Genomic DNA, 24757 nt, shown 5'->3' with positions numbered 1-24757 from the left:
GTCCCTCCTCAATGGCTCAGTGCCGCGGCTCGGCAGCGCTTTCCTTTTCGGTGTAGTCGACGCCGAGCGAAGCAAGCGCCTTCCAGTAACCGGGATAGGTCTTGCCGACGCAGGCCGGATTCTGGATGGCAATGCCGCCGACTTTCAGCGCCGCCAGCGCAAAGCTCATGGCGATGCGGTGGTCGGCAAAAGTATCGATGGAGGCCTTGACCGTCTGGCCTGCAAGGGCCGGATCGGCATGCACGATCAGGTCGTCGCCCTCTTCATGTGCCAGACCGTTACGTATTTCGTTGAGGCCGAGCGAGACGGCGCGGATACGGTCGCATTCCTTGACGCGCAGATTGGCGATGCCGACGAAACGCACCGGCGTCTCGTTGAAGGCGGCCAGAACCGCGATGGTCGGAATGGCGTCCTGCATCTGCGAGCCGTCGATTTCGGCGGGCAGGTGCGGAAACTTGGCCATGACATCATAGGCCTTGGCGTCCGGCTGGGTGAATTTATCGGCCGGCGTGCCGATATCGATCGCGCCGCCGGTCAGCAGTTCCGCGCCCCAGAGATAGGTGGCGGCGGAGGCATCCGGCTCGATGTGGAAATCGGTGGCCGTATAGCCCGTCGGATGCACGCGCCAGATGGCGTTGCTGACGCGCTCAATCTTCGCACCGAAAGCCTCCATGGCCGATGTGGTGAGATCGATATAGCCCTTGGCGCCGATTTCCTCACCCTTGAGGAGGATATCGACAGGCTTGTCGCCGCAGGCGGCGGCCATCAGAAGCGCCGACACATATTGGCTGGAGAGGTTGGCATCGATGGTGACGCTGCCCTTCGGGAAACCCGTGCCCTTGCCGCAGACGGTGACGGGCGGGCAGCCGGTCGGCGCTTCCGCCTCGACACCGAGGGAGCGCAGGGCCTCTACCAGCGGCATGATCGGGCGTTTGCGCATGTGCTCGTCGCCATCGATGATGACGGCACCATCGACAAGTGCGGCAGCTGCGGTGAGGAACCGTGTGGCGGTGCCGGCATTGCCGAGGAAAAGCGGCTTTTCCGGCTGCTGCAACACGCCAGTACCCTCCACGACGAAGGTGGTGGCATCTGGCTCGGTGACCTTAACGCCCATCTCACGCAGGGCTTCGGCCATATAAAGCGTGTCGTCGCTTTTCAGTGCGCCGGTCAACCGGCTTTTGCCCTTGGCAAGACCAGCCAGGAGAAGCGCGCGGTTGGTGATGGACTTGGAGCCGGGCGGCTCGACCTTGCCGGAAAGCGGATGGTCGGGCGGGGTGATGGTCAGTTCGATCATGATTGTCGTCTTGTCAAAGAATGCAGCGAAGAGCCGGATTATCGGAATTTGAACGGGAGGTCTTAAGCCGCCGAGGGAACAGTGCGCTTAGAATTTCACAGTCGGCACGGCGCGGTCGGCCGGGTTGTCGATCTCGAAATACGGCGCCTTGGCAAAACCGAACTGGCCTGCGACCAGATTGGAGGGGAAGCTTTCCACCTTGACGTTGAGGTCGCGGGCGGCGCCATTGTAATAACGGCGCGACATCTGGATTTCGCTTTCGATGGTTTCCAGCGAACGCTGCAATTCCAGAAAATTCGTATTGGCCTTGAGATCGGGATAGGCTTCGGCAAGCGCAAAGAGCTTGCCGAGCGCCTGCGACAGCAGCCCTTCCGCCTGCGCACGACCCTCGACATCGCCCGCCGGCACGGCCTGCGCCCGGTTGCGCATGGCAATCACCTCCTCGAAGGTGCTCTTTTCATGCGCCGCGTAACCCTTCACTGTCTCGATGAGATTGGGAATGAGATCAGCGCGGCGCTTCAGCTGCACGTCGATGCCCGACCACGCCTCTTCCTTCATCTGCCGCGCCTTGACCAGCCCGTTATAGATGAAGACGACATAGAGCGCGATTGCCGCGATGACTGCCAGCGTGATGAACATTCCCGACCCCTCCTCAAGAGGCGCGGACACCGTAGTGGCGTCCGCACGTTAGACTGTTGCCCCGCCTTACATAAACGTTCAGGCGGCCCTGTTCCAGTTCAGCCCGCCCGCATCCGTCAGCAGGAAGGCTTCGCCGCAGGCTTTCGCCAGCGTGCGCACGCGCAGGATATAGCTCTGGCGTTCCGTGACCGAAATTACGCCGCGTGCATCCAGAAGGTTGAAGACGTGGCTGGCCTTGATGCACTGGTCATAGGCCGGGAAAACGCATTTGTGCAGGCGCTGGTTGTCGTTGTCACCGGGCGCGCCGGCGGCGAGAAGCGCCTGGCATTCCTTTTCGGCGTCGATGAAATGGCGATGCAGCATGGCTGTATCGGCGAACTCGAAGTTATGCCGGGAATATTCCTGCTCGGCCTGCAAAAACACGTCGCCGTAGGAAATCTTTTCTTCACCTTCGCGGCCGTTGAAGTTCAGGTCATAGACATTATCGACGCCCTGGACATACATGGCCAGACGCTCCAGACCATAGGTCAGCTCGCCCGCAACCGGCGAGCATTCGATGCCGCAGACCTGCTGGAAGTAAGTGAACTGCGATACTTCCATGCCGTCGCACCAGCACTCCCAGCCAAGGCCCCAGGCGCCGAGCGTCGGGCTTTCCCAGTCGTCTTCGACGAACCGCACATCGTGCAGCAGAGGGTCGAGGCCGATGGCCTTCAGCGAACCCAGATAGAGTTCCTGCAGGTTCGAGGGGTTTGGTTTCAGGATCACCTGATACTGGTAATAGTGCTGCAGACGGTTGGGGTTCTCGCCGTAACGCCCATCGGACGGGCGGCGTGAGGGCTGCACGTAAGCGGCCTTCCATGGCTTGGGACCGAGCGCGCGTAGCGTGGTTGCCGGATGGAACGTACCCGCGCCCACTTCCATATCGTATGGCTGCAACACCGCGCAGCCCTTGTCGGCCCAGTAATTGTGCAGCGTCAGGATCAGCGCCTGAAAAGAACGCTTCGGGTTCATATGGTCGGGAACATCGGTCATTGCAGTCATCGCGGCGTTAGGAGGACAAGTAAGCATTGACTTACTTCGGATGCGGACACGTGCCACGGCATGGCGTGAGGGTCAAGGTTTTATGCGTGGAGAGGGGCGGTGAACGGGTTGACGATCTTCATTCGCCCTTCGACGGTGAGGCCATCCTGCATGTCTTCGGAGAGGAAAACATTGCTTTCCGCCTTCAGCGCTGCCGCCAGCATCAAGGCGTCGTAAAAAGCAACATTGTATCTCTGCACAAGATCAAGCGCGTCCATGTGCAGACCAACGTCCAGCGGCACAATCTGCGCCGCCGCCGTTCTGAAATCTTCCAAAGCGGAACGTATACCGCTCCATTCCATTCGCAATTTTTTACGCGCGACAACCGAAAACTCGTTAAGTGCCTGGACGCTGATAACGAATGGCTGCGATATTATCGTATTGGCCACCTCGGAGCGCGGGTCGGAGGTCGAAGCATAGACCAGAATATTGGTGTCAACGAAGGGCGCCTTGCTCAACGCTCATTAGCCTCGTCACGATCAAATTTATAGTCCGGCGGCAATGTCCATCGCAGGGAACGAATTTTTTCAAGCGCCTGTCGCCGCTCTTCGTCAGTCGTCGCGTTGACAACCGCATCGGTTGCTGCAACGACATCCACCTCGTCGCCTTCCTTGATATGCAAGGCTTCCGCGACATCCGCCGGGATGCGGACCGCAAGACTATCGCCCCATTTCGTGACACGCATGACAGCCTCCTTACTCGAAAGCGACTATAGCAAATTCTGCGTTACAGGAAAATTACGCCTCATCCTCGCGCTTCACGCGGTATTCGCCGGTTTCCGGGTCCTTGATCAGCGTGCCGATGGCGCCGGTCTCGCGTTCCTTCTCGCGCTGTTTCGATTTTGCCGAGAGCTTTTCCGCATCGCGGACGAAGCGGCGGTAAAGGATGACGGATCCCACCACCAGAAGAATAATTGTAATGAGCTGCGCCATAAGGCTTTATTCCTGAGACATCATAGACCGAAACGCGACCACAATGCCTTTTCTTCGGCAACCTCCGCAAGCCCTGATACCGCACCGGCGGCCAGCCTTTCGGCATTCACGTCCAGAGCAGCATTGACGCCCGGCACCTTTTTGCCGAACAGAGTGCGACCGCCACTGACGAGCTGCAGCTTGACCTTGGTGCCGTAACGGCGGCGAAGAACCTCACGCATGTCGCCCAGCCCGTCGATCAGGCCGAGGTCGAGGCCGCGCATGCCGGTCCAGAACAGGCCCGAGAAGATCGCCTCGTCGCCCTTCAGTTTCGAGCCGCGGCGCATCTTCACCATATCAATGAAAACATTGTGGATTTCGACCTGAAGCGACTTCAGGTAATCGATATCGCCTTCCTTTTCCGGCTGGAAGGGATCGAGGATGACCTTGTTCTCGCCGGCCGTATAGACACGGCGCTCCACGCCGATCTTCTTCAGCATTTCCGGAAAACCGAAACCGCCGGAAACGACGCCGATCGAACCGACGATGGAGGTGGGATCGGCGATGATCTCGTCGCCGGCAAGCGCGATCATGTATCCGCCGGAGGCTGCAACATCCTCCACGAAGATCAGGACCTTCTTTTCCTTTTCCTCGGCGAGCTGGCGGATGCGGTTATAGATCATGCGCGCCTGCACCGGCGAACCGCCGGGCGAGTTGAGCGAAATGGCGACGGCCGGGGCATCCTTGACGGCGAAGGCCTTTTCCAGAAGCGGCGCATAGGAGGCGAGATTGAGGGCGGGGCGGAACTGGTTGCCGCCGGCCATGATCGCGCCGTGCATGCGCACCACCGGGATGACGAGCTCTTTTTTACGAAAGCGTTTCGGCACCAGATACTTCAGAAAACCCACTACTCAATCCTCGCAGCATTTATCCGTTCGTCAGGGATGTATGTATCGCCCCGGAAAACACAATGGTTTGCGGCCGGCGGAACGGCGATATTTATGACGCCGGCCGGATTGCCCTTACATTACGCGAATAGGCGGCGCGGCCATTGTTCAGGTCATCGACGAATGGGGTGAAGGCATGGCTGCGGGTCTCATGCATGATGAGCGGCGCACGGAAGGACAGCCGCGCCCGTGAACCCTTGATGGCGGTGACGAGCATGCGCACCGCATCCTCGCCAGGGCGCGGATGAATGAGGGTGATTTCGAGGCCGCCGAAACGGCTGCCGCAGGCGGCGATGATCTCCGCCACCGATTGCGGCCTTGAAATCAGGGAAAGCTGACCACCCGGCACCATGATCGCGCCTGCGGTCCTGATCCAGTCTTCGAACAGGCCATCGGTCATGGCATGCGCTTCGGCCTTCAGGGCATCCGGCGTGCGGCGGTCGCCCGCATCGTTATAGGGCGGGTTCATGATGACGTGATGGAAATGCTCGTCGGGCAACCCCGCTTCGGCGCGTGCTTTCGCCCGCAGCGTCACATCGGCTTCGCGCACGCTGACGCGCGCAGAAAATGCAGCATTCTCAGGCAGTTCGAGGCTGCGTCGGGCAAATTGCGCCATTTCCGGCGAGCGTTCGTACAGCGTCACCTCGGCCTTTTCCAGCCGCGCCGCAACCGCCATGCCGGCGGCACCTGCGCCCGCGCCGAGATCGGCTATCCGGCAGGCACGCTCATCCGCCACCAATGACGCCAGAAGCATGGCGTCCATGCCGGCCCGGTGTCCCCTGCCCTTCGGCTGGATGACGTGAAACCGGCCCCGGTGAAAGGCGTCGATCGTTTCGGAAATGCCGTCGCCCACCGCCGCTCAAGCCTCTTCGTTGCGCAACTCGTCGCCGAGCCCGGCATCGATGAGAATGCGGCGGGCCTGATCGGCCCGATCTTCCTCCACCAGAAACCTTCGCGGCAAAAGACCGAGCGATCCTTCCAGAATGCTCATCGCCTGATCGGCGATGAGGCAATGGATGCCGGCATCCTTCATCAGGCTTTCGGCGAAGGAGAGCAGCACGGCATCGTTGGTACGGATCAGTTCACGCATGGATAGACCTTAAATTCCCATCTTTTTGAATGGCTAGCGGCAATTCGCCCCTTGCCGCGCAAGGCGTCAGTTTTTATTGTCGAATTCAAATTCGAACTGGAGTCCTGTCCCTTGGGCGTCGTCATACCGCTTGAAGAAAGCAAAAACAAACTCGCATCCGTCAAGCCGCTTGTCGACCTGACCCGCCCCGATATGGAACGGGTGAACCAGCTTATCCTTTCCAAGGCCGGTTCCGATGTCCAGATGATACCCGAGGTGGCCAACCACCTCATCTCTTCCGGCGGCAAGCGCCTGCGGCCGATGCTGACGCTCGCCTCCGCCTCGATGTTCGGTTACGAGGGCGATAATCACATCAAGCTCGCCACCAGCGTCGAATTCATGCACACGGCGACGCTTCTGCATGACGATGTGGTGGATGAAAGCGATCTGCGCCGCGGCAAATCCACCGCCCGCACCATCTGGGGCAACCAGGCGAGCGTTCTCGTCGGCGACTTCCTGCTCGGTCAGGCCTTCCGCATGATGGTGGATGTCGGCTCCCTCGATGCGCTCGATGTGCTGTCCACCGCCGCCTCGGTGATCGCCGAGGGCGAGGTGCTGCAGCTTTCTGTCGCCAAGAACATGGAAACGACGGAAGACGATTATCTGCAGGTGATTCGCGCCAAGACGGCCGCCCTTTTCGCGGCGGCGGCGGAAGTCGGCCCCATCGTCGCCAAGACCGACAAGGCGACCCGCAGCGCGCTGAAATCCTACGGCATGAATCTCGGCCTCGCCTTCCAGCTCGTTGACGACGTGCTGGACTACGGTGGAAAATCCGCCGATCTTGGCAAGAATACCGGCGACGATTTCCGCGAAGGCAAGATCACCCTGCCGGTCATCCTCTCCTATCGTCGCGGCACGCAGGATGAGCGCGCCTTCTGGCGCAAGGCCATCGAGAAGGGTGAAAGCAGCGACGAGAACCTTGAAAAGGCGCTGGGCCTGATCACCAAATACAACGGTCTTGGCGATACGATCGGCCGCGCCACGCACTACGGCACCATCGCCCGCGATGCGCTCGCACCGCTGCCGCAGAGCCCCTGGAAAGATGCGCTTCTGGAAGTGATCGACTTCTGCATCGAGCGTCTGAACTGACGCTAGAGGCCGGGCGAAAGGCGGATGGAAAAGACCATCCGCCCAATGTTCCGGGCCAGCTTCTCCGCAAGGCGTGATTGTGGCCGGGGCCATAATTTCTTGCGGGGCTGCTTCAAAAAAGCCATTCTATCGTGACCAACAATGGAAACTGATTTTTCCGTGCTTCTGCACAAAGGCAAAGGTTCCCTCATGCGGCGTAAACCAGCACTCCGTCTTCTCTGCAGCGCGGCTCTTGCCGCTGCTCTCGCAATCGGCGCGGGTGCAAGCCCCGGCTTTGCGGATACGAAGGCGACACCGGAAGACAAAGCCGTTACGTTCGATCCCGGCAAGGTCAACACCTTCTCCGGCGCCTTCCTCGCCGGGCGCAATGCCGATGTCGATCAGGATTATCCCACCGCGATTTTGCTTTACAAAAAGGCGCTGGAATTCGATCCGGCCAATACGGAAATCCGCCAGCGGCTGATGATCGCCGAACTTCTCAGCGGCAATTTCGAGGCCGGCGCCAAGATCGCCGATTCGATGAAGGACGATACCTCGGTGGAGCGCGTGACGACCATCGTGCGCGGTCTCGACGCCATCAAGGATAAGGAATTCGCCAAGGCCGAGAAGATTCTGAAATATACCGGTCCGAACGATCTCGACCGCATGGTCAACACGCTTTTGACCGCGTGGGCGCGTGCCGGTTCCGGCAAGCCGAAGGAAGCGCTGGCGCTGGTCAACAATATGAAGGGCCCGGGCTGGATTTCGATCTTCCAGAAATACAATGCGGCGGCCATCGCCCTTGTTTCCGGCAACAATGAAGCCGCCCGCAAGAGCCTGAACGAAGCGGTGACGGACCGCGAAGGCGGGGCAACCGCCTCCGATACCTATATGCGCGCTGTGATGGCGCTTGCCCGGCTGGAGGCTTCCGCCGGCAACAAGCAAAAGGCGCTGGATGCGATTGCAGTCGGAGACACGTTCGCACCGAATTACGCGCCGCTGAAGGCGCTTCGCCAGTCCATCGAAAACGGTGAAAAGCCGGAACAGCAGATCACCAATGCGGTTGAAGGTGCCGCCAGCGTCATGTTCTCCATCGCCGGCGCGCTGAACCGCGAAGGCGCCGAAGAGATCGTGACGCTTTATCTGCAGACGTCGCGCGCACTCGATCCGAAGAGCCCGGATACGCTCATCCTTCTCGGCGGCCTTTCCGAAGCGCTGAAACAGCCTGACCGCGCCATTGCCTTCTACCGCGAGGTGCCGAAGGATTCGCCGATGTATCGCATTTCCGAGCTGCAGCTCGGACTGACGCTTGCGCAGACCGGCAAGGTGGATGAGGCGCGCAAGCACCTCAAATCCCTGCTCGAATCCGATCCGAAGGACATTCGTTCCTATCTCGCCTATGGCAGCGTGCTTTCGGACGCCAAGGACTACAAGGCGATGGCCGAGAACTACGACAAGGCCATCGAGGTCATCGGCTCCGTGCCGCAGAAATCCGACTGGTCCGTTTTCTTCCAGCGCGGCATCGCCTATGAGCGGCTGAAGGAATGGGACAAGGCCGAACCGAATTTCAAGCGGGCGCTGGAGCTGAACCCGGAACAGCCGCAGGTTCTGAACTATCTGGGTTATTCCTGGGTGGACAAGGGCATTAATCTCGATGAAGGCATGAAGATGATCAGCCGCGCCGTCGAGCTTCGGCCGAATGACGGCTACATCGTCGACTCGCTCGGCTGGGCGCATTATCGCCTCGGAGCTTTCGATGAGGCCGTGACCGAGCTGGAGCGGGCAATCGAACTGAAAGCCGGCGATCCGACCATCAACGACCATCTGGGCGACGCCTACTGGCGGGTCGGCCGCAAGATCGAGGCGGTCTATCAGTGGAACCGCGCATTGATCGGCGACAGCGACGACGTGGACAAGGCCAAGGTGAAGGAAAAGATCGCCAACGGCCTGCCGCCGGTGGAAAAGGACGCCGAAAATACCGCCAAGAAGGAAGTCGCGCCGGTGCCACCGGCTCCTCCGGCACCGGCACCGGCTGCCACTCCGGACAAGAAATCCTGACGCCGCATGCGCGGGCATGACGTTTCCGGGGCCACAGAGACCATCGAGGCGGCCCCGGCGAAGATCAATCTGGCGCTGCATGTGACCGGCCAGCGAGCGGATGGGTATCACCTGCTCGAAACGCTGGTGACCTTTACCGAAGCCGGCGACACGATCCGTATTCGCGACGCCGATGCCGACAGTTTCTCCATCTCAGGCCCTTTCGGCGATCTTTTGCGCGCGGGCGATGGCGGCGATAACCTCGTCACCCGCGCCAGGGACCTGTTGCGCGATGCGCTTGCATCGACAGGGCAACCTGCACCCCCGGTCGCCATTCATCTTGAAAAGAACCTGCCGGTGGCTTCCGGTATCGGCGGCGGCTCGGCGGATGCGGCGGCGACGCTTCGGGGCCTTTTGCGGCACTGGCGTGCCGGGATCGCACCGGATACGCTTGCATCTATGGCGCTGACGCTCGGGGCGGATGTGCCGATGTGCCTTGAGAGCCGATCCCTGATCGCGCGCGGCATCGGCGAGGACATCGAACCGCTCACCGATCTGCCGGAACTGGTGATGGTTCTCGCCAATCCGCTGAAGGCGGTCTCGACGCCGGAGATTTTCCGGCGATTGCAGACCAAGACCAATGCGCCCCTGCCCGCCTCTGCGACAATCGGCTGGATGGATTTTCTCGCGCAAAGCCGTAACGATCTGCAACCGCCAGCTCAGGCGCTTCTGCCGGAGATCGGGGAAATCATTGGGTTACTGTCGCAGGAAGGTGCTGCGCTTGTGCGCATGTCTGGCTCGGGGGCAACCTGTTTCGGGATTTTTCATTCCCTTGAAGCGGCCAGGAAAGCGGAAACATCGCTTCGGAGGAAACGCCCCGGCTGGTATTTTCAGGCGACGCGGACCATTTGAAGATTAGAGCGGCGGGCCCGCCGCTCCCAGTTTTGTTTGAGCATCGGATTTTCCGAAAACCGCAATACACTTTTCGGTCCGATGCTCCGGCATTCGAGGATAAGGCCATGGCAGGCGAAAGACCCTTCATTCCCCTTGGCATTGCGGTTTTGACCGTTTCGGACAGCCGCACGCTGGAGAATGACAAATCCGGCGATACGCTCGTCGCAAGGCTGGAGGAAGCGGGCCACAGGCTCGCGGCCCGCGCCATCGTGCCTGATGACAGGGCAGCGATTGCCGGCACGGTTCGCGACTGGACGCTCGCTGAAGGCGTGGATGTGGTCATCACCACCGGCGGCACCGGCTTTACCGGCCGCGATGTGACGCCCGAAGCGCTGGAGCCGCTGTTCGAAAAGCGCATGGATGGGTTTTCCGCCCTCTTCCACCGCATCTCCTATGACAAGATCGGCACCGCCACCATCCAGTCACGCGCGACCGGCGGCGTGGCGAACGCGACCTTCATCTTCGTGCTGCCCGGCTCGCCGGGTGCGTGCAAGGATGCGTGGGACGGCATTCTGAAAGCCCAGCTCGATTATCGCCACTTGCCCTGCAATTTCGTGGAGATCATGCCGAGGCTCGACGAGCATTTGAAGCGTGGGGCTGGGGGCGTTTAGATCAGCGGACCAGAGGTGCGTGGGGCTTACCCCCCTCTGCCCTGCCGGGCATCTCCCCCTCAAGGGGGGAGATCGATCTGCGGCGATGTCTCGTCCATCTTGAAGCTTGAGAATGAAGCGACAAGAGGGCCTCTTGCCGATCTCCCCCTTTGAGGGGGAGATGCCCGGCAGGGCAGAGGGGGGTGAAGCTCCACACGCCTTCGGTCCGCTATCAATTGACAATATCCAGAGCTTCTCCACCTTCCCTTGCCAAGGAACAGAACAGACGCCCGCCGCCCCCCCCATCACGCCAGATATTTCTTGAAGAACTCCGTCGTCCGGCCCCAGGCGAGATCGGCAGCCGTCTTATCGTAGCGCGCCGAGGACGTGTCATTGTTGAAGGCGTGGTTGACGCCGTCATAGACGAAGATTTCAAAGGTCTTGCCGTTTTCCTCCAGCGCCTTCTTATAGGCGTCGATGCCGGCATTGATGCGCTCATCGAGACCCGCATAGTGCAAAAGCAGCGGCGCCTTGATGGCTGATACATCGGCCGCCGGGGCCTGCTGGCCGTAATAGGCGACGCCGGCATTTAAACCTGCCGATTTGGTGGCGAAACGATTGACCAGCCCGCCGCCCCAGCAGAAACCGACCGCGCCCACTTTGCCATTCGCCCCCTGCCGGGCCGCGAGCCATACCCGGCCCGCTTCGGCATTGGCGACGGTCGCGTCCATGTCGAGACCGCTGAACATCTGCCGTGCCTTCTCCTCATCGGCGGGCGTGCCGCCCTGCGGGGATAGGAAATCGACCGCAAGCGCGCGGAAACCGGCGAGCGCCACCCGCCTTGCCACGTCACGAATATGGTCGTTCAGACCACGGTTCTCATGAATGACGATGACCGAGCCGATGGGGCCGGAAGCGGATTTCGGCGTAACGAGGTAACCCTTCATCTCGCCACCGGGGGCGGAATAGGTCACCTCCTCGGCGACGATCCTGTCGTCATCGGCCGCGATAACCGCCGCACGGGCGCTGTTGGCCGAAAGAAGCGGAGCGATGGCCGCCGCCGCTGCACCAGACCCGGCCAGTACGGTGAGCTTTTCCATGAATTTGCGGCGATCGAGGCTGAGATGGGTATATTCATCGTAAGCGTCGATCATGGCCTGCGTGATCTTGGGCTTGTCCATCGCTCTATCCTCCTTGAACGCACGGATGCGGGAGGATAGCGCAGATCGCCCCGTGGGGAACGAGGCGGGGGCAAGCGGCGCCACACATTTACGTGAGCGCCGCTTCCGGATTTTCACATCAGGCGGCGAGGTCCACGACGATACGACCGTCGATCTTGCCCTCTTCCATGCGGTGGAAGATATCGTTGATGTTTTCGAGCTTATCCCAGGAGAAGTGGGCCGCCACCTTGCCTTCGCCGGCAAAGGTCAGCGCTTCCTCCAGATCCTGCCGCGTGCCGACGATGGAGCCGCGCACCGTGATGCGCTTCAGCACCGTGTCGAACACCGGAATGGAGATGAAGCCCGGCGGCAGGCCGACAAGCGCCATGGTGCCCTTGGAGCGCAGGAAGCCGTAAGCCTGCTCCATGGCCTTGGGCGACACCGCCGTCACCAGCGCGCCATGGACACCGCCCGTCGCTTTCTGTACCTGCTCCACCGCATCTGGCGCGCGGCCATTGACGGTGACATCGGCTCCGAGTTTTTTCGCAAGCGCCAGCTTGTCGTCGAAAATATCGGCGGCAACGACATGCATGCCCATGGACTTGGCATATTGCACGGCCATGTGGCCAAGCCCGCCAATGCCTGAAATGACCACCCACTCACCGGGCCTGACTTCGGTTTCCTTCAGCCCCTTATAGACGGTAACGCCGGCGCAGAGCACCGGTGCGGCCGGGCCGAAATCGAGATTATCCGGCAGGCGGCCGACGAATTTCGGATCGGCGAGGCCGTATTCGGCAAAGCTGCCATTGACGGAATAGCCGGAATTCTTCTGGCTCGGGCACAGCGTTTCCCAGCCCGTGCGGCACGGAATGCAGCATCCGCAGGCGGTGTAGAGCCAGGGCGTGCCGGCGCGGTCGCCTTCCTTGATGCCGGTGACGCCAGCGCCGATCTTGGCGACATAACCGACGCCTTCATGGCCGGGGATGAAGGGCGGGTTGGGTTTGACCGGCCAGTCGCCGGTTGCGGCGTGCAGGTCGGTGTGGCAAATGCCCGTCGCCTTGTAGTTGATGAGAATTTCACCCGGGCCGGGATCCGGTATCGCCACTTCCTCGATGGTCAGCGGTTTTCCAAACGCGCGGACGACGGCTGCCTTCATTGTCTTAGCCATGACATACTCCCTAATCTCTGCTCGCCTGGAATCCTCGACGGCAGGCAGAGATTAACGGGGATGGGGCGTCATGGAATTGACCCATCGCAAATCGGAGCATTTTGCAAGGCGGGATTGTCTCACTTATGAGGCAACCTCACGGTGCTGATTTACTCCAGCGCCAACCATATGGCGAGCCACGCCCACAGGCAGACGACCAGCGCAAAGCCGATGCCGAACAATGCGCCACGCTGACGCAGGCGGTTGCTGGTGACGTGGACATAGGAATGGGCATAACGCGAGAGCACGAACAGCCATGCCAGAACGACGGTGACGATATTGTCCGCATCCGTGATGTAGAGCAGCAGGCAGGCGATGTGAAACAGCACCGGCAATTCGAACTGGTTGGCGATGTTGCGGTTCACCAGATGGCTTTCGCGCGCCTCTTCGCCCCGGTCGCGCAGCTTGATCGCCGATTCGCGATCCTTGAAGGTGTATTTGTTGCGCCGGACGATCAGAAGCCCGTAAAGCCAGAAGACCAGAAAGACATGGGCGATCATCGGCCAGAACATTGCGGTCGTGGGTGACATGCTTTCTTCTCCAATCATGAAAACGCTCCCCGATCCGGCATGAATCGGGGAGCGCCAAATACTCAGTATCCTTTTACGGATTCGCCTCGAAAGATCAAACCGCGCCGGGGTAGTTCGGGCTTTCGCGGGTGATCGTCACGTCATGGGCGTGGCTTTCGCGCAGGCCCGCGCTGGAGATGCGAACGAAGGTGGCGCGCTCCTGGAATTCCTTGATGTTGCTGCCGCCGACATAACCCATGGCGGCCTTGAGGCCGCCGGCCAGCTGGTGCAGGACGCCGGAAACCGGGCCCTTATAGGGAACCTGACCTTCGATGCCTTCCGGAACGAGCTTCAGCGTGTCGCGTACTTCCGCCTGGAAATAACGGTCTGCCGAGCCGCGCGCCATGGCGCCTACGGAGCCCATGCCGCGATAGGCCTTGAAGGAACGGCCCTGGTAGAGGAACACTTCGCCCGGGCTTTCATCCGTGCCGGCCAGCAGCGAGCCGATCATGACGGCGGAAGCGCCGGCGGCGATTGCCTTGGCCAGATCGCCCGAGAACTTGATGCCGCCATCGGCGATGACGGGGATATCAGCCGCATTGGCGACTTCAACCGACGACATGATGGCAGCGAGCTGCGGAACGCCGACGCCGGCGACGATGCGGGTGGTGCAGATGGAGCCGGGGCCGATACCGACCTTGACGCCATCGGCGCCGGCATCGATCAACGCCTTGGTGCCGTCGGCGGTGGCGACATTGCCGGCGATGATGCGAACCGAGTTCGACATCTTCTTGACCTGCGAGACGGCATCCAGCACGCGCTGCGAATGGCCATGCGCGGTATCGACGACCAGAAGGTCGACACCGGCATCGATGAGGCGCTCGGCGCGCTCGATGGCGTCAGCACCGACGCTGATGGCGGCAGCGGCGCGAAGGCGACCCTGCGCATCCTTGGTGGCGTTGGGGTTCAGCTGCGACTTCTCGATATCCTTGACGGTGATGAGGCCGACGCAGTTGCCCTTGGCATCCACAACCAGCAGCTTTTCAATGCGGTGCTTGTGCAGCAGGCGGCGCGCTTCCTGCTGATCGACGCTGCTTTCCTTGACCGTGACCAGGTTTTCGCGGGTCATCAGTTCGTAGATTTTCTGCTGCGGATCGGAGGCGAAGCGCACGTCGCGGTTGGTCAGAATGCCGACCAGACGGCCGTTCTTGTGGCCGCCGGAACCGCCGTTTTCAACGACCGGAATACCGGAAATGCCATGCGCCTTCATCAAGGCCTGTGCTTCAGCAAGCGTCGCATCCGGGCCGATGGTGACCGGGTTGACGACCATGCCGCTTTCGAACTTCTTCACCTGCCGTACTTCTTCGGCCTGCTCGATGGGGGTCAGGTTGCGGTGGATGACACCGATGCCGCCGGCCTGCGCCATGGCGATGGCGAGGCGGCCTTCGGTAACCGTATCCATGGCGGAAGAGAGGATCGGCAGGTTGAGATCGATATCGCGGGCAATGCGCGTGGCGATATTCGTCTGTCCCGGCATGACTTCGGAATGTCCGGGTTGCAGCAACACATCGTCAAATGTGAGAGCGTCCAAACCAGTGGGTGTTTGAATGATGCGTGCCATGACCAAATTCCTTCATACTGAAAATGCGTGGCCGTTCCGGAACGAAAAGTTCACCCCGGCGCCCTGCAAGGATTGCTTGGAAGTTGGCGAGGGCTGGTAACACGTTCATGACAGGAAGGGAATAGAAAAAACCCGGAATTGCCTTCCGGGCTTTCTTTGTTGCTGCATTGCAGCAGATATCAGATGTCGAACTGATAGGATTTCGGCACGAAACGATAGCCGGTATCCAGCTTTTCGGCGTAACCGACCGCCGGGAAAGGCATGTGATACCCAAGGAAAGGCAGACGGTCGGTGGCGATCATGTCATAGACCTTCTTGCGGGTCGCGGCGGCTGCCGCCTTGTCCATGTCGAATTTCACCTCCCAGTCTGGTTTCTGCAGGGAAAGGACGAAATGGTTGGCTGTATCCGCCGTCAGGATGAGTTGTTTGCCTTCCGATTCGACACGGAAAATCATGTGACCCGGCGAATGACCGAAGGCCGCCACACCGGTAATCCCGGATACGACACTGGCGCCGTCGCCGATGAAGGTCGCCTTTTCCGCCAGCGGCTTGACGTTCGTGAGAACGCCCTTGTGACCGCCTTCCGCAGGCGTGCCGACACGTTTCTCATTCGTCCAGAAATCATATTCCGCCTGGCCGAACACGTAGCGCGCCTTGGAAAAAGCCGGAGCACCCTTTTCCATCAGCCCACCGATATGGTCGCCATGCATGTGGGTCAGCACCACCACGGTCACATCTTCCGGCGTATAACCGGCCGCCGCCATGCCCTCGATCAACCGGCCATTGCCCGCACCGCGCCCGGCTTCACCGAAACCGGTATCGAACAGCACGAGATCCGTGCCGGTATTGACGAGGACCGGCGAGAAGGAATTGACGAATTGCTCCTTCGGCAGAAAATTGTCTTCCAGCAATTTTCCGACCGTCTCCGCCGACTGATCGGTCCCGAAGGTCTCGCCGGGATTGGGAGCCGCGCGTGCGCCATCCTTCACCACCAGTACTTCGAAATTGCCGAGCTTGAAGCGGTTGGTTTCAGGCGGCATCGCGTGTTCTATCTCCATGGAGGTTTGCGGCTGGCTGGTCTGGGCCGTTGCCGTGCGCGCCATCAACAGCGGCGCACCGAGAACGCTTGCGCCCGCCGCACCGATGAGGCCGCGTCTGCTCATGCTCAAGGATTGGGTCATCATCTTTCTCCCGATATCGCCAACTGGCCGTGATCGCCAACTGAACCATGCCAACGGACAATAGAGCGATAAAGTTGCAAGAAAACCGGCCTCACGCAGGTTTGATCGGAACTTGAGAAATTGATAATTAACGTGTTGGCAAGCCCGCTTATCAGGCGTAGGAGGAACGGCGATATCCTTTGTCGCAGCGGAAAGCCGCAGGCAGCCTCATGAACCGCATCATTCCCCTCATCCTGGCAGTCGCTCTCTTCATGGAGCAGATGGACTCCACCGTCATCGCCACCTCGCTGCCGGCAATTGCCGCCGACCTTCATGTCGGCCCGATCACGCTCAAGCTCGCATTGACGGCCTATATGGTGGCGCTGGCGATCTTCATTCCGATCAGCGGCTGGATGGCCGACAAATATGGCGCGAAGAAAATCTTCCGTTTCGCCATCGGCGTCTTCGTGGTGGGGTCGATCTGCTGCGCGGTGTCGTCCTCGGTGTTCGAATTCGTGCTCTCGCGTTTCCTACAGGGCATGGGCGGGGCGATGATGACGCCCGTTGGCCGCCTCGTGCTTTTGCGCACAACCAAGCGCAGCGAACTCGTCTCCGCCATGGCGCTGCTGACAATTCCGGGGCTGGTGGGACCGCTTACCGGCCCACCCATCGGCGGCTTCATCACCACCTATTTTTCATGGCACTGGATTTTCCTGATCAACGTGCCAATCGGCGTCATCGGCATCTGGCTCTCGACGATCTTCCTGCCGGAAATCGAAACCACCAACCCGCCGCCGATGGACGGGAAGGGCTTCGTGCTGTCAGGCATCGCCGCCTCCGGCGTGGTGTTCGGCCTCTCCGTCGTCAGCCTGCCCGCGCTGCCGCCCGCCATCGGCATCGCCTCGACGATCATCGGTTTCATCTGCGGTTTTCTTTATCTGCGCCACGCCGCGCGCCACCCCGCCCCCATTCTCGATTTTCGCATATTCCAGAACGCGACCTTCCGGGCAGCGTCCGTCGGCGGCACCGTTTTCCGCATTTCCACGGGCGCCATACCCTTTCTGATGCCGCTGATGCTGCAGATCGGTTTCGGGCTTAACCCGTTCCAGTCGGGCATGATCACCTTTGCCGGCGCAATCGGCGCGATCACCACGAAATTCATGGCCAAGCGGGTATTTGCGGCAACAGGATTCCGCTCGACACTGATCGGGGCCGGCATCGTCGGCGCCTGCACCACGCTCGCCAACAGCTTCTTCACTCCAGAAACGCCTTATCCGCTGATCATGATCTTCCTTGTAACAGCGGGATTTGCCCGGTCCTTCTTCTTCACCGGATCGAACGCGCTCAGCTATTCCGATATCGAGGACAGTCAGGCCAGCCAGGCGACTTCGATGGCGTCGGTGCTGCAGCAGATCAGCCTGGCGCTGGGTGTGGCTTTCGCCGCCTCCATTCTGGAAGTCAGCAGCATGATGTCCGGCACGCACCTGCAGCTCGCCGATTTCCACATCGCCTTCACCATCGTGGCGCTGGTATCGCTGTTCGCCATCGTGCCGATCATCCGCATGGACGGCAATGCCGGGGCGGCCGTCTCCGGCCACCGGGGCAAGGTCTCACAACCGGCGGAGTGATCAGTCTTCGGAAGCCTCTTCGGCTTCGGATGCGTCGGTCGGCTCGCCCTTGCGGCCCTTGAAGTGCTTGGCAAGCAGGAACATTTCCACAGATTCCGAGCGTGAGGACGCCGGCTTGATGTGCAGAACCTGCTTGAAGTTCTTCTTCAGCATATCCAGCAATGCCTTTTCCGTGCCGCCCTGAAAGGTCTTCGCAAGGAAGTGGCCGCCTTCCGCCAGCACCTGAACGGCGAAATCGGCCGCGACTTCGCACAGATGCATGGTGCGGATATGGTCGGTCTTCTGGTGACCGGTGGTGGGCGCGGCCATGTCCGACAGCACCAGATCGGGCGTGCCGCCAACAGCCTCCATCAGCTTTTCCGGCGCGGAGGGATCGAGGAAGTCGAGCTGGAGGATTTTCACACCGGGAATGGGATCGATCTCGAGGAAATCGATGGCGGCAACGCGAATATCGTCCTCGGTGGAATCCGTCACCTTCGAAGCGATCTGCGACCAGCTTCCAGGTGCCGCCCCAAGGTCGATGATGCGGCGCGCGCCTTTGAGGATCTGGTGCTTGTCGTTGATTTCCAGGAGCTTGAAGGCGGCGCGGGCGCGATAGCCCTCAAGCCTGGCGCGCTGCACATAGGGGTCGTTGATATGACGTTCCAGCCAGCGGCGCGACGAGGCCTTGAGCTTGGTCTTCTTGACCTTCTGGCCGATCTTGCGGCCGGTGCGGTTGTTGCTTGTCGGCGCCTTGCTCATGTCAAACCTTCCGTCCTGTCCTGCCGTGTCATCTGCATGCGCCGAATGCGGTTGCGCCGCCATGCGCCGTCATCCGCCATCATATCCGTCAAAAGGCCTTCGCGAAGACCGCGATCCGCCACGCGCATACGGCGTGCCGGCCAGCGGCGGCGAATGGCCTCGAGAATGGCGCAGCCGGCCAGAACCAGATCGGCCCTGTCAGGCCCGATGCAGGCATTGGCGGCGCGGCCGGCGAAATCCCATGCCAGCAACTTGTCCTGCATCGCCGTAACCTCTGCATCGGAAAGCCAGAGGCCATCCACCTTGCGGCGATCGTATCGTGGCAGATCGAGATGGACGCCGGCAAGCGTCGTGACCGTGCCCGAAGTTCCGATAAGATGAAAATCCTCGTGATGGGTTTGCGGCGCGAGAGGCGGGCAATGGAAGGCATCGAGCAACCCTTCGACTTCCCGCACCATCGCGGCGAAGACGTCCGGCGTCACATCGCGCCCGCCATGGCGTTCCGAGAGCGTGACGACACCGACCGGCAACGAGGTCCAGTGGGTGATGTGATTGGCGAGCCGGTTCGAGCGATTTTCCCCGACCTTGATGACGGCGATTTCCGACGATCCGCCACCGATATCGAACAGCACGACCGAACGCGCCTCGCGCCCAACGAGAGAGGCGCAGCCAGACACCGCAAGGCGGGCTTCCGTCTCGCGGCTGATGATTTCGAGCTTCAGGCCCGTTTCCCGCGTGACACGCGCCAGAAATTCCTCGCCATTCGACGCCGCGCGGCAGGCCTCGGTGGCGATGAGCCGCATGCGCCTGATCGGGCGACCGGAGAGTTTCGCGGAGCAGACTTTCAGAGCCTCGACAGCTCGATCCATGGCGTCGTCGGACAGCCGGCCGCTCGACACCAGCCCCTCGCCCAGCCGGACGATGCGCGAAAAGGCATCGACGACCCGAAACTGACCGGGCCGCGTCGGCTGCGCGATCAGAAGCCGGCAATTATTGGTGCCGAGATCGAGCGCGGCATACATATCCGCCGGCGGCTCCTGGCCATGTTCATGCTGGCGGCCTGCGTGGCGAGCGGATATTTCGGATTGCCGGTGCGGTTCCTGCCCGGCCCCATTGGCGCGACCATTCTGCTTGCCGACGTGTTTCGGCGCATGGGTGGGAACCAGCGGACGGCCCTGTGGATCGCGGCTGCGCGGATCGCGGTGACCACGCTTGCGGTGGCGCGACTTTCGCCCTGCGCCTGGCGGCACGGCGGATGGATTGGCAGCATCTGTTGCGGCTGGAGCCTGCGCCGGCACGGTGGAAGCTGAGGCAGCCTGCTGAGAAGCACCCTTGCCGCGAGAGCGCCTGCGGCGCTTTCTCTTGCGCGGCTCGGCATCCGGCTCAAGAGCCGATGCATAGGAGGAACCGGCCGGAACATCCGCGGCAACATCATGCGACAGCACAGCAGCGTCACGGGGCTGACCGTCACACTTGTGTTTCTTGCCACGACGGGATCGCTTCGCTTTCCCTTTGTTCGCCACCGACGCCCCTTGTTCCGACGGCTTTGAGCCGTTTCCGGGGTCGATCACTGTCTTGTCCATTTCGCCGCGCACAAGCGTAGACGCTATGCTGCTGGCTTTCATAAGGTTTCGTTGGGCGGACAATACCAGCGCAAGCGATTTTAGCCAAATGGTTTTTGCCGGGCGGCGTGTCGCAAAGCTCACACGTCACCAAGGTTGCGTGGGAACCACCACGGACATGGCAATAATTTTGAGGATTTTCGGAAATCGGGAGGGGCCTGCGCGGATGGGGCTGGTAAAGTATTCCCCTCTCCCGGAAAGTCCTTGTGACGCATAACTTACTGGGAGAGGGGAATGGTACGGTTGAGTGGGGTCGAACCACCGACCTCAGGTGCCACAAACCTGCGCTCTAACCAACTGAGCTACAACCGCACATGAAACGCCGAAGCGGCGTCACGGGGGGTGACATAAAAGGTGTTTTCCCCATTTGCAAGTGCCTGTTCGAATTTTGCGAAAAAAGGCTGAGAAAGGCAAGTGCTTTTCAAGGGGCCGGGCTGACATAAAGAGGCCGCAGCGGCCTGTTGATGTTAACTCTATTTGGCGATTCATCCGGCGGATGGTGGACCGGACCGCGCTGTGAAGTTATTTAAAATTCTGTTAACGTGATGCCTCGGCGGGTTTACGTTTAGAGCTTCATGAGGAAGCCGAAAAGCCCGCAAGGTCCGGTAGTGCCAGAATAGGTTTCGACATGCCCGCCGTCCAGTATCCCTTTATCGATATCGCAGTGCATGAACGGGTGCGTGAAGGTTTCGGGCGTGGCGAGGCCATGGCGTTGTTCTCGCTCGACCTTAAAAACGCCCTTTGGGCCAATGGCCGGGGTGCGGCGCTGTTCGGCACGCCGATGGTTTATGATTTTCTGGAACAGGGCCCGAAACCGCAGGACGTGACCTTCCGGCAACTGGCAGCCACGGCGGCGCGGCTTTCCAAAGCAGGCGACAGCCTGCCGTTTACCATTCGCATTACGTCGGGTTTCCGCAGCCTTGCCGTTACGGCGCGCGCGGAAATCATCGAGGCCGAACCCGGCCAGCCCGCCATCCTGTTTTCCGCCCTCACCGACCAAGTCGCACCCGACACGGCGGAATGCGCCAGACGCATGATCGAAGGTTTCGACGACCCCGATATCCATATGGCGGTTCTGAACGGCGAGAACGAGATTGTCGCCGCCTCGCCCGGCTTTTCGTCGCTGGGCATCACGCCGCACACGGCACGGACACTGGTGAAAATGGCAGCCGGACAGTCCGGCCATCTCGTCAAGCGGCCGGTGCCGACCGGCAAGGGTTACCTGCCCGCCGCCACCGGCCAGATTGCGGCATCGCCCGAACTGAACCTGATGTTCGTGGTCGAAACCGCGCTGGGCACACTCGATCCCGTCAATGGTTTCGCAGAAGACAGGCCACAGGAAACGCCAGCCGCCGCCGAGGCCGCCCTGCCGGTTGCGGAGGTCGCGCCCGTTGCCGCTGCAACCTCCTTCGATTCCGTGCTCGATGCCGTCGCTGGCATCGAGGATGTGGAAGAGGTGCAGGAACTGCCGGCCGATCCCGAAGAAGAAGTGGCAGCGCAGCAGGATGAGAACAGCCTTCTCTCATTGCCGGCAATCGGAGCGGAGACCCCGGCGGCGCTTTCCGCGCAGGATGCCGACGCCGCTGCACATGTGGCGATGACCGACGACATCGCCGATCTTTTCGAACTCGATGAGGATGAAGCAAACGCCCCCTTGACCGAGCGGGCAATCGCCGAAGCCCCTGCCGAAGAAAACGCAGTCACGGACGATGAAATCGTCGAAACCGCGCCGTCAGACGCTGCTCCTGCGGCGGATGAGGAGATAACGGCGGAAACGGAGACCGAGGAGACGGACATCGGCGCTGGCGCAGAAGCACAGCCTTTTGTTTTCAATGCCGGTGCGCGCGCTTCCCGTTTCGTCTGGAAAATCGATGCGGAAGGACGCTTCAGTTCGATCTCGCATGAATTTGCAGAGGCTGTGGGCGCCAAGGCGGCTGCGGTGGAAGGCATGGGCTTTGCCGATGTCGCGGCCCTGTTCAATCTCGATCCCGACGGCAAGATCCGCGAGCTTCTCGGCCGGCGCGACACATGGTCGGGCAAGACGATCTACTGGCCGGTGGAAGGCACATCGCTAATGGTGCCGATAGATCTTGCCGCCCTGCCCACCTATACGCGCTCACGCGAATTCGACGGTTTCCGCGGTTTCGGCATCGTGCGGCTTGCCGATGCCGCCGAAGACCCGCATGCCACGGGCCTGACCTTCCTCAACGGCGAAGAAGCCGATCCGGCGGAAGCCCTGCCGCAGCCCACTATTGAGGATGAAAGCCACGAATTGCTGGCCTTTATCGATGAGGATGACGACGCGGCGCAAGACACCGGTTCCATCGCTGAGGACGAGGTCCCGGCAACGGAGGCCGATGCGGCGGCCGCGCATTCGGCTGAAGAACAGCACCATGATTATACCCCGCCGGAATTCGAAGCGCCGGTTGCAGCACCCGCGCTGGAGCCGGACTATTCCGACAAGGTCGTCCATCTGGAGGAGCGCCGCTCGCGCTCCCGCGAGGGGCTGACCGCAGGCGAGCAGGCCGCCTTCCGCGAAATCGGCCGGGCCCTTGCGCCGGCGGATGCTGCTTCCGAAGAAGACCGGGAAACGGATGCGGAAGCCATTTCCGCTGAGCCGACCATGCAGGATATCCAGCGGGATATCGATGCGGATGCTTCGGAAAGCGCGCCTTCCGATACGGAAAATGACGACAGGAAAACCGAACCGGCGGAGGAAGACGATCTTTTCGCCGACTATGTTCGTGGCGAGCAGCCTGCTGCCATTCACGCAGCGGCGGATGAAAGCGGTTCCGACGAAAAGCAGGAGCCTGCGGCTGACGAGCGGCCGGCGGCCGATATTGCCGCCGCCATGGTCAGCCCATCCGTTCGCCCCGCGAATGCCTTGACGGCCGAGACGCTGGACCAGATGCCCGTGGCGCTTCTGGTGCATGCCGGCGACAGGCTGATCCACGCCAACCCGGATTTCCTGCGCTTGACGGGCTATGGCTCTCTCGCCGAACTCGAAGAGGTGGGCGGTCTGGAAGCGCTGCTGCAGCGGCAGGAGCTGGAGGACATGCCGGACAACGAAGGCGGCATGGTGGTCGTCAGCTCTGACAACGACATCATTCCCGTCAAGGCCCGGCTGCAATCCATCCGCTGGGAAGAAACCAAGGCGCTGATGCTTTCGCTGGTGCCGCTTGAGGAAAAGCAGGCGCCGGTTGCGGCCGCCAACGAAAATATTGCTGCCGGCGATGCCGAAAATGCGGAAGCAGGCAGCCTCTCCCTGTTGCAGGGCGAAGTGGAGGAGCTGCATTCCATTCTGGAAACGGCCACCGACGGCGTGGTGCTTCTGGGAGACGAAGGCGAAATCCGCTCGCTCAACCGTTCCGCCAGCGCGCTGTTCAACTATGACAATGGTGAAATCGCCGGCAAGCCTTTTGTTACGCTCTTTGCCCATGAGAGCCAGCGCGCCGTGCTGGATTATCTCTCCGGCCTTGCCAATAACGGTGTCGCCAGCGTGCTGAATGACGGCCGCGAAGTGATCGGCCGCGAAGCATCCGGCGGCTTCCTGCCGCTGTTCATGACCATCGGCCGGCTAAAATCCTCGCATGGCTATTGCGCGGTTATCCGCGACATCACCCAGTGGAAGCGCACCGAAGAAGAACTGCGCAACGCCAAGCGGGCGGCGGAAACCGCCAATGCCCACAAGACCGACTTCCTGGCGCGCGTCAGCCATGAAATCCGCACGCCGCTCAACGCCATCATCGGCTTTGCCGACATGATGGCGACCGAACGTTTCGGGCCGATCGGCCATCCGCGTTATGTGGAATATGCCAATGATATCGGCCGTTCCGGCCGGCATGTGCTCGATATCGTCAATGATCTGCTCGATATTTCCAAGATCGAGGCCGGGCAGATGGATGTGGATTTCGTCGCCGTGCCGCTCAACGAAACGGTGGCCGAGGCGGTCTCGCTGGTGCAGCCGCAGGCCAATAACCAGCGCGTCATCATCCGCACCGCACTTGCGCAATCCGTGCCGCAGATCGTTGCCGACCTGCGCTCGATCAAGCAGATCGTGCTGAACATCCTGTCGAACGCCATCCGCTTCACGCCATCCGGCGGCCAGATCGTGGTGTCCACCGCCTATGAGGCCAATGGCAGCGTGTCGCTGCGCATTCGCGACACCGGCATTGGCATGACCCGGGCGGAACTGGAACAGGCCATGAAGCCGTTCCGGCAGGTGGCCTCCTCCGGCAAGCGCGTGCGCGGCGACGGCACCGGGCTCGGCCTGCCGCTGACCAAGGCCATGGTGGACGCCAACCGGGCGAATTTCTCCATTACCTCCACGCCGAATGAAGGCACGCTGGTGGAAATCACCTTTCCGTCGCAGCGGGTTCTTGCCAACTGAGGCCATGCGGGCGTAGCAATGCGGAGGCCGCCGACACGATGGTCGCCGGTTGAGGCCTTTGCACGACAGT

The 24757-nt window shown here is 61.1% G+C and carries 22 protein-coding genes and 1 tRNA gene; 6 read left to right on the top strand and 17 right to left on the bottom strand.

The genetic code is table 11. The features are described from left to right. Window positions 1-16 precede the first annotated feature (16 nt). The 9 genes from aroA to PIB16_RS02570 all read right to left on the bottom strand — a co-directional run bounded on the left by aroA (window position 17) and on the right by PIB16_RS02570 (window position 5961). A complete protein-coding gene (gene aroA, locus PIB16_RS02610; protein ID WP_271044921.1) occupies window positions 17-1294 on the bottom strand; it encodes a 3-phosphoshikimate 1-carboxyvinyltransferase in 1278 nt (425 codons plus the stop codon). 87 nt (window positions 1295-1381) lie between these two features. Then, entirely contained in the window at window positions 1382-1933 is a 552-nt protein-coding gene (locus PIB16_RS02605; protein WP_065654406.1) for a LemA family protein, read from the bottom strand. A gap of 78 nt (window positions 1934-2011) precedes the next feature. Beyond that, window positions 2012-2974, bottom strand: coding sequence for a glycine--tRNA ligase subunit alpha (locus tag PIB16_RS02600; protein ID WP_020813609.1), 963 nt, complete (start codon window positions 2972-2974; stop codon window positions 2012-2014). Window positions 2975-3054: 80 nt separating this feature from the next. After that, window positions 3055-3471: a PIN domain-containing protein gene (locus PIB16_RS02595; RefSeq protein WP_271044920.1), complete on the bottom strand. Its 417-nt coding sequence runs from the start codon at window positions 3469-3471 to the stop codon at window positions 3055-3057. Next, the gene (locus tag PIB16_RS02590; protein WP_065654408.1) at window positions 3468-3698 is read right to left on the bottom strand and encodes an AbrB/MazE/SpoVT family DNA-binding domain-containing protein; all 231 of its coding nucleotides are present in this window, start codon (window positions 3696-3698) and stop codon (window positions 3468-3470) included. Before PIB16_RS02590 ends, PIB16_RS02595 begins: the two co-directional genes overlap by 4 nt. Window positions 3699-3750: 52 nt before the next feature. Further along, on the bottom strand, window positions 3751-3945 hold the full coding sequence (locus PIB16_RS02585; RefSeq protein WP_004432742.1) for an NfeD family protein: 195 nt from the start codon (window positions 3943-3945) through the stop codon (window positions 3751-3753). A 20-nt stretch (window positions 3946-3965) separates the two neighbouring features. Further along, entirely contained in the window at window positions 3966-4832 is an 867-nt protein-coding gene (locus PIB16_RS02580; protein WP_161987679.1) for a S49 family peptidase, read from the bottom strand. Window positions 4833-4923: 91 nt separating this feature from the next. Further along, window positions 4924-5724, bottom strand: coding sequence for a tRNA1(Val) (adenine(37)-N6)-methyltransferase (locus PIB16_RS02575; protein ID WP_271044919.1), 801 nt, complete (start codon window positions 5722-5724; stop codon window positions 4924-4926). Between the two features lie 6 nt (window positions 5725-5730). Beyond that, entirely contained in the window at window positions 5731-5961 is a 231-nt protein-coding gene (locus PIB16_RS02570; RefSeq protein ID WP_003503261.1) for a putative signal transducing protein, read from the bottom strand. Between the two features lie 111 nt (window positions 5962-6072). On the opposite strand from PIB16_RS02570, the gene PIB16_RS02565 reads away from it, so the two are divergent. The 4 genes from PIB16_RS02565 (at window position 6073) to moaB (ending at window position 10670) form a co-directional block, all read left to right on the top strand. Continuing rightward, a complete protein-coding gene (locus PIB16_RS02565; RefSeq protein WP_080856960.1) occupies window positions 6073-7089 on the top strand; it encodes a polyprenyl synthetase family protein in 1017 nt (338 codons plus the stop codon). Window positions 7090-7230: 141 nt separating this feature from the next. Further along, window positions 7231-9126 carry a tetratricopeptide repeat protein gene (locus tag PIB16_RS02560; protein WP_271044918.1) on the top strand — a complete coding sequence of 632 codons (1896 nt, stop codon included), beginning with the start codon at window positions 7231-7233 and terminating at the stop codon, window positions 9124-9126. 6 nt (window positions 9127-9132) lie between these two features. Beyond that, window positions 9133-10017, top strand: a complete 885-nt coding sequence (locus PIB16_RS02555; protein WP_271044917.1) for a 4-(cytidine 5'-diphospho)-2-C-methyl-D-erythritol kinase — start codon at window positions 9133-9135, stop codon at window positions 10015-10017. A gap of 107 nt (window positions 10018-10124) precedes the next feature. After that, the gene (moaB, locus tag PIB16_RS02550; RefSeq protein WP_004432727.1) at window positions 10125-10670 is read left to right on the top strand and encodes a molybdenum cofactor biosynthesis protein B; all 546 of its coding nucleotides are present in this window, start codon (window positions 10125-10127) and stop codon (window positions 10668-10670) included. Window positions 10671-10954: 284 nt separating this feature from the next. Here the strand turns inward: moaB and PIB16_RS02545 are convergent, their stop codons facing one another. The 5 genes from PIB16_RS02545 to PIB16_RS02525 form a co-directional block, all read right to left on the bottom strand. Then, window positions 10955-11830, bottom strand: a complete 876-nt coding sequence (locus tag PIB16_RS02545) for a dienelactone hydrolase family protein (RefSeq protein WP_271044916.1) — start codon at window positions 11828-11830, stop codon at window positions 10955-10957. Window positions 11831-11948: 118 nt separating this feature from the next. Continuing rightward, the gene (gene adhP, locus PIB16_RS02540) at window positions 11949-12977 is read right to left on the bottom strand and encodes an alcohol dehydrogenase AdhP (protein WP_271044915.1); all 1029 of its coding nucleotides are present in this window, start codon (window positions 12975-12977) and stop codon (window positions 11949-11951) included. A gap of 149 nt (window positions 12978-13126) precedes the next feature. Further along, on the bottom strand, window positions 13127-13528 hold the full coding sequence (locus tag PIB16_RS02535; protein ID WP_035263190.1) for an MAPEG family protein: 402 nt from the start codon (window positions 13526-13528) through the stop codon (window positions 13127-13129). A 112-nt stretch (window positions 13529-13640) separates the two neighbouring features. Beyond that, window positions 13641-15146 (bottom strand): IMP dehydrogenase, encoded by a 1506-nt coding sequence (guaB, locus tag PIB16_RS02530; protein ID WP_065654415.1) that lies wholly within the window; start codon window positions 15144-15146, stop codon window positions 13641-13643. A 179-nt stretch (window positions 15147-15325) separates the two neighbouring features. Next, window positions 15326-16327 (bottom strand): MBL fold metallo-hydrolase, encoded by a 1002-nt coding sequence (locus PIB16_RS02525; protein WP_174038809.1) that lies wholly within the window; start codon window positions 16325-16327, stop codon window positions 15326-15328. Window positions 16328-16536: 209 nt separating this feature from the next. Between PIB16_RS02525 and PIB16_RS02520 the strand changes: the two genes are divergently transcribed. Then, window positions 16537-17934: an MDR family MFS transporter gene (locus PIB16_RS02520; RefSeq protein ID WP_035236057.1), complete on the top strand. Its 1398-nt coding sequence runs from the start codon at window positions 16537-16539 to the stop codon at window positions 17932-17934. On the opposite strand, the gene PIB16_RS02515 is transcribed toward PIB16_RS02520, so the two are convergent. The 3 genes from PIB16_RS02515 to PIB16_RS02505 form a co-directional block, all read right to left on the bottom strand. Then, window positions 17935-18675 (bottom strand): RlmE family RNA methyltransferase, encoded by a 741-nt coding sequence (locus PIB16_RS02515; protein WP_078051233.1) that lies wholly within the window; start codon window positions 18673-18675, stop codon window positions 17935-17937. It lies immediately after the preceding gene. Next, window positions 18672-20300 (bottom strand): Ppx/GppA phosphatase family protein, encoded by a 1629-nt coding sequence (locus PIB16_RS02510; RefSeq protein WP_271044914.1) that lies wholly within the window; start codon window positions 20298-20300, stop codon window positions 18672-18674. The genes PIB16_RS02515 and PIB16_RS02510 overlap by 4 nt, the downstream gene beginning before the upstream one ends. A 232-nt stretch (window positions 20301-20532) precedes the next feature. Then, window positions 20533-20609, bottom strand: a tRNA-His gene (locus PIB16_RS02505). Between the two features lie 316 nt (window positions 20610-20925). On the opposite strand from PIB16_RS02505, the gene PIB16_RS02500 reads away from it, so the two are divergent. Then, entirely contained in the window at window positions 20926-24687 is a 3762-nt protein-coding gene (locus PIB16_RS02500; RefSeq protein WP_271044913.1) for an ATP-binding protein, read from the top strand. Window positions 24688-24757 lie beyond the last annotated feature (70 nt).

This window comes from Agrobacterium sp. ST15.13.015 (genome assembly GCF_027871645.1).
GTDB classification, from domain to species: domain Bacteria; phylum Pseudomonadota; class Alphaproteobacteria; order Rhizobiales; family Rhizobiaceae; genus Agrobacterium; species Agrobacterium leguminum.
This window is presented reverse-complemented; position numbering and strand designations above follow the sequence as displayed.

What these genes read in the sequence shown, in the direction of transcription:
- PIB16_RS02570 (WP_003503261.1), bottom strand. Translation starts at nt 5,961, where the DNA reads ATGCGTGAACTGATCCGTACCAACGATGCCGTGCTGCTCTCCTTCGCC.
- moaB (WP_004432727.1), top strand. Translation starts at nt 10,125, where the DNA reads ATGGCAGGCGAAAGACCCTTCATTCCCCTTGGCATTGCGGTTTTGACC.
- adhP (WP_271044915.1), bottom strand. Translation starts at nt 12,977, where the DNA reads ATGGCTAAGACAATGAAGGCAGCCGTCGTCCGCGCGTTTGGAAAACCG.
- PIB16_RS02520 (WP_035236057.1), top strand. Translation starts at nt 16,537, where the DNA reads ATGAACCGCATCATTCCCCTCATCCTGGCAGTCGCTCTCTTCATGGAG.
- PIB16_RS02500 (WP_271044913.1), top strand. Translation starts at nt 20,926, where the DNA reads ATGCCCGCCGTCCAGTATCCCTTTATCGATATCGCAGTGCATGAACGG.
- guaB (WP_065654415.1), bottom strand. Translation starts at nt 15,146, where the DNA reads ATGGCACGCATCATTCAAACACCCACTGGTTTGGACGCTCTCACATTT.
- PIB16_RS02555 (WP_271044917.1), top strand. Translation starts at nt 9,133, where the DNA reads ATGCGCGGGCATGACGTTTCCGGGGCCACAGAGACCATCGAGGCGGCC.
- PIB16_RS02585 (WP_004432742.1), bottom strand. Translation starts at nt 3,945, where the DNA reads ATGGCGCAGCTCATTACAATTATTCTTCTGGTGGTGGGATCCGTCATC.
- PIB16_RS02600 (WP_020813609.1), bottom strand. Translation starts at nt 2,974, where the DNA reads ATGACTGCAATGACCGATGTTCCCGACCATATGAACCCGAAGCGTTCT.
- PIB16_RS02525 (WP_174038809.1), bottom strand. Translation starts at nt 16,327, where the DNA reads ATGACCCAATCCTTGAGCATGAGCAGACGCGGCCTCATCGGTGCGGCG.
- PIB16_RS02590 (WP_065654408.1), bottom strand. Translation starts at nt 3,698, where the DNA reads ATGCGTGTCACGAAATGGGGCGATAGTCTTGCGGTCCGCATCCCGGCG.
- PIB16_RS02605 (WP_065654406.1), bottom strand. Translation starts at nt 1,933, where the DNA reads ATGTTCATCACGCTGGCAGTCATCGCGGCAATCGCGCTCTATGTCGTC.
- PIB16_RS02515 (WP_078051233.1), bottom strand. Translation starts at nt 18,675, where the DNA reads ATGAGCAAGGCGCCGACAAGCAACAACCGCACCGGCCGCAAGATCGGC.
- aroA (WP_271044921.1), bottom strand. Translation starts at nt 1,294, where the DNA reads ATGATCGAACTGACCATCACCCCGCCCGACCATCCGCTTTCCGGCAAG.
- PIB16_RS02545 (WP_271044916.1), bottom strand. Translation starts at nt 11,830, where the DNA reads ATGGACAAGCCCAAGATCACGCAGGCCATGATCGACGCTTACGATGAA.
- PIB16_RS02510 (WP_271044914.1), bottom strand. Translation starts at nt 20,300, where the DNA reads ATGAAAGCCAGCAGCATAGCGTCTACGCTTGTGCGCGGCGAAATGGAC.
- PIB16_RS02535 (WP_035263190.1), bottom strand. Translation starts at nt 13,528, where the DNA reads ATGTTCTGGCCGATGATCGCCCATGTCTTTCTGGTCTTCTGGCTTTAC.
- PIB16_RS02560 (WP_271044918.1), top strand. Translation starts at nt 7,231, where the DNA reads ATGGAAACTGATTTTTCCGTGCTTCTGCACAAAGGCAAAGGTTCCCTC.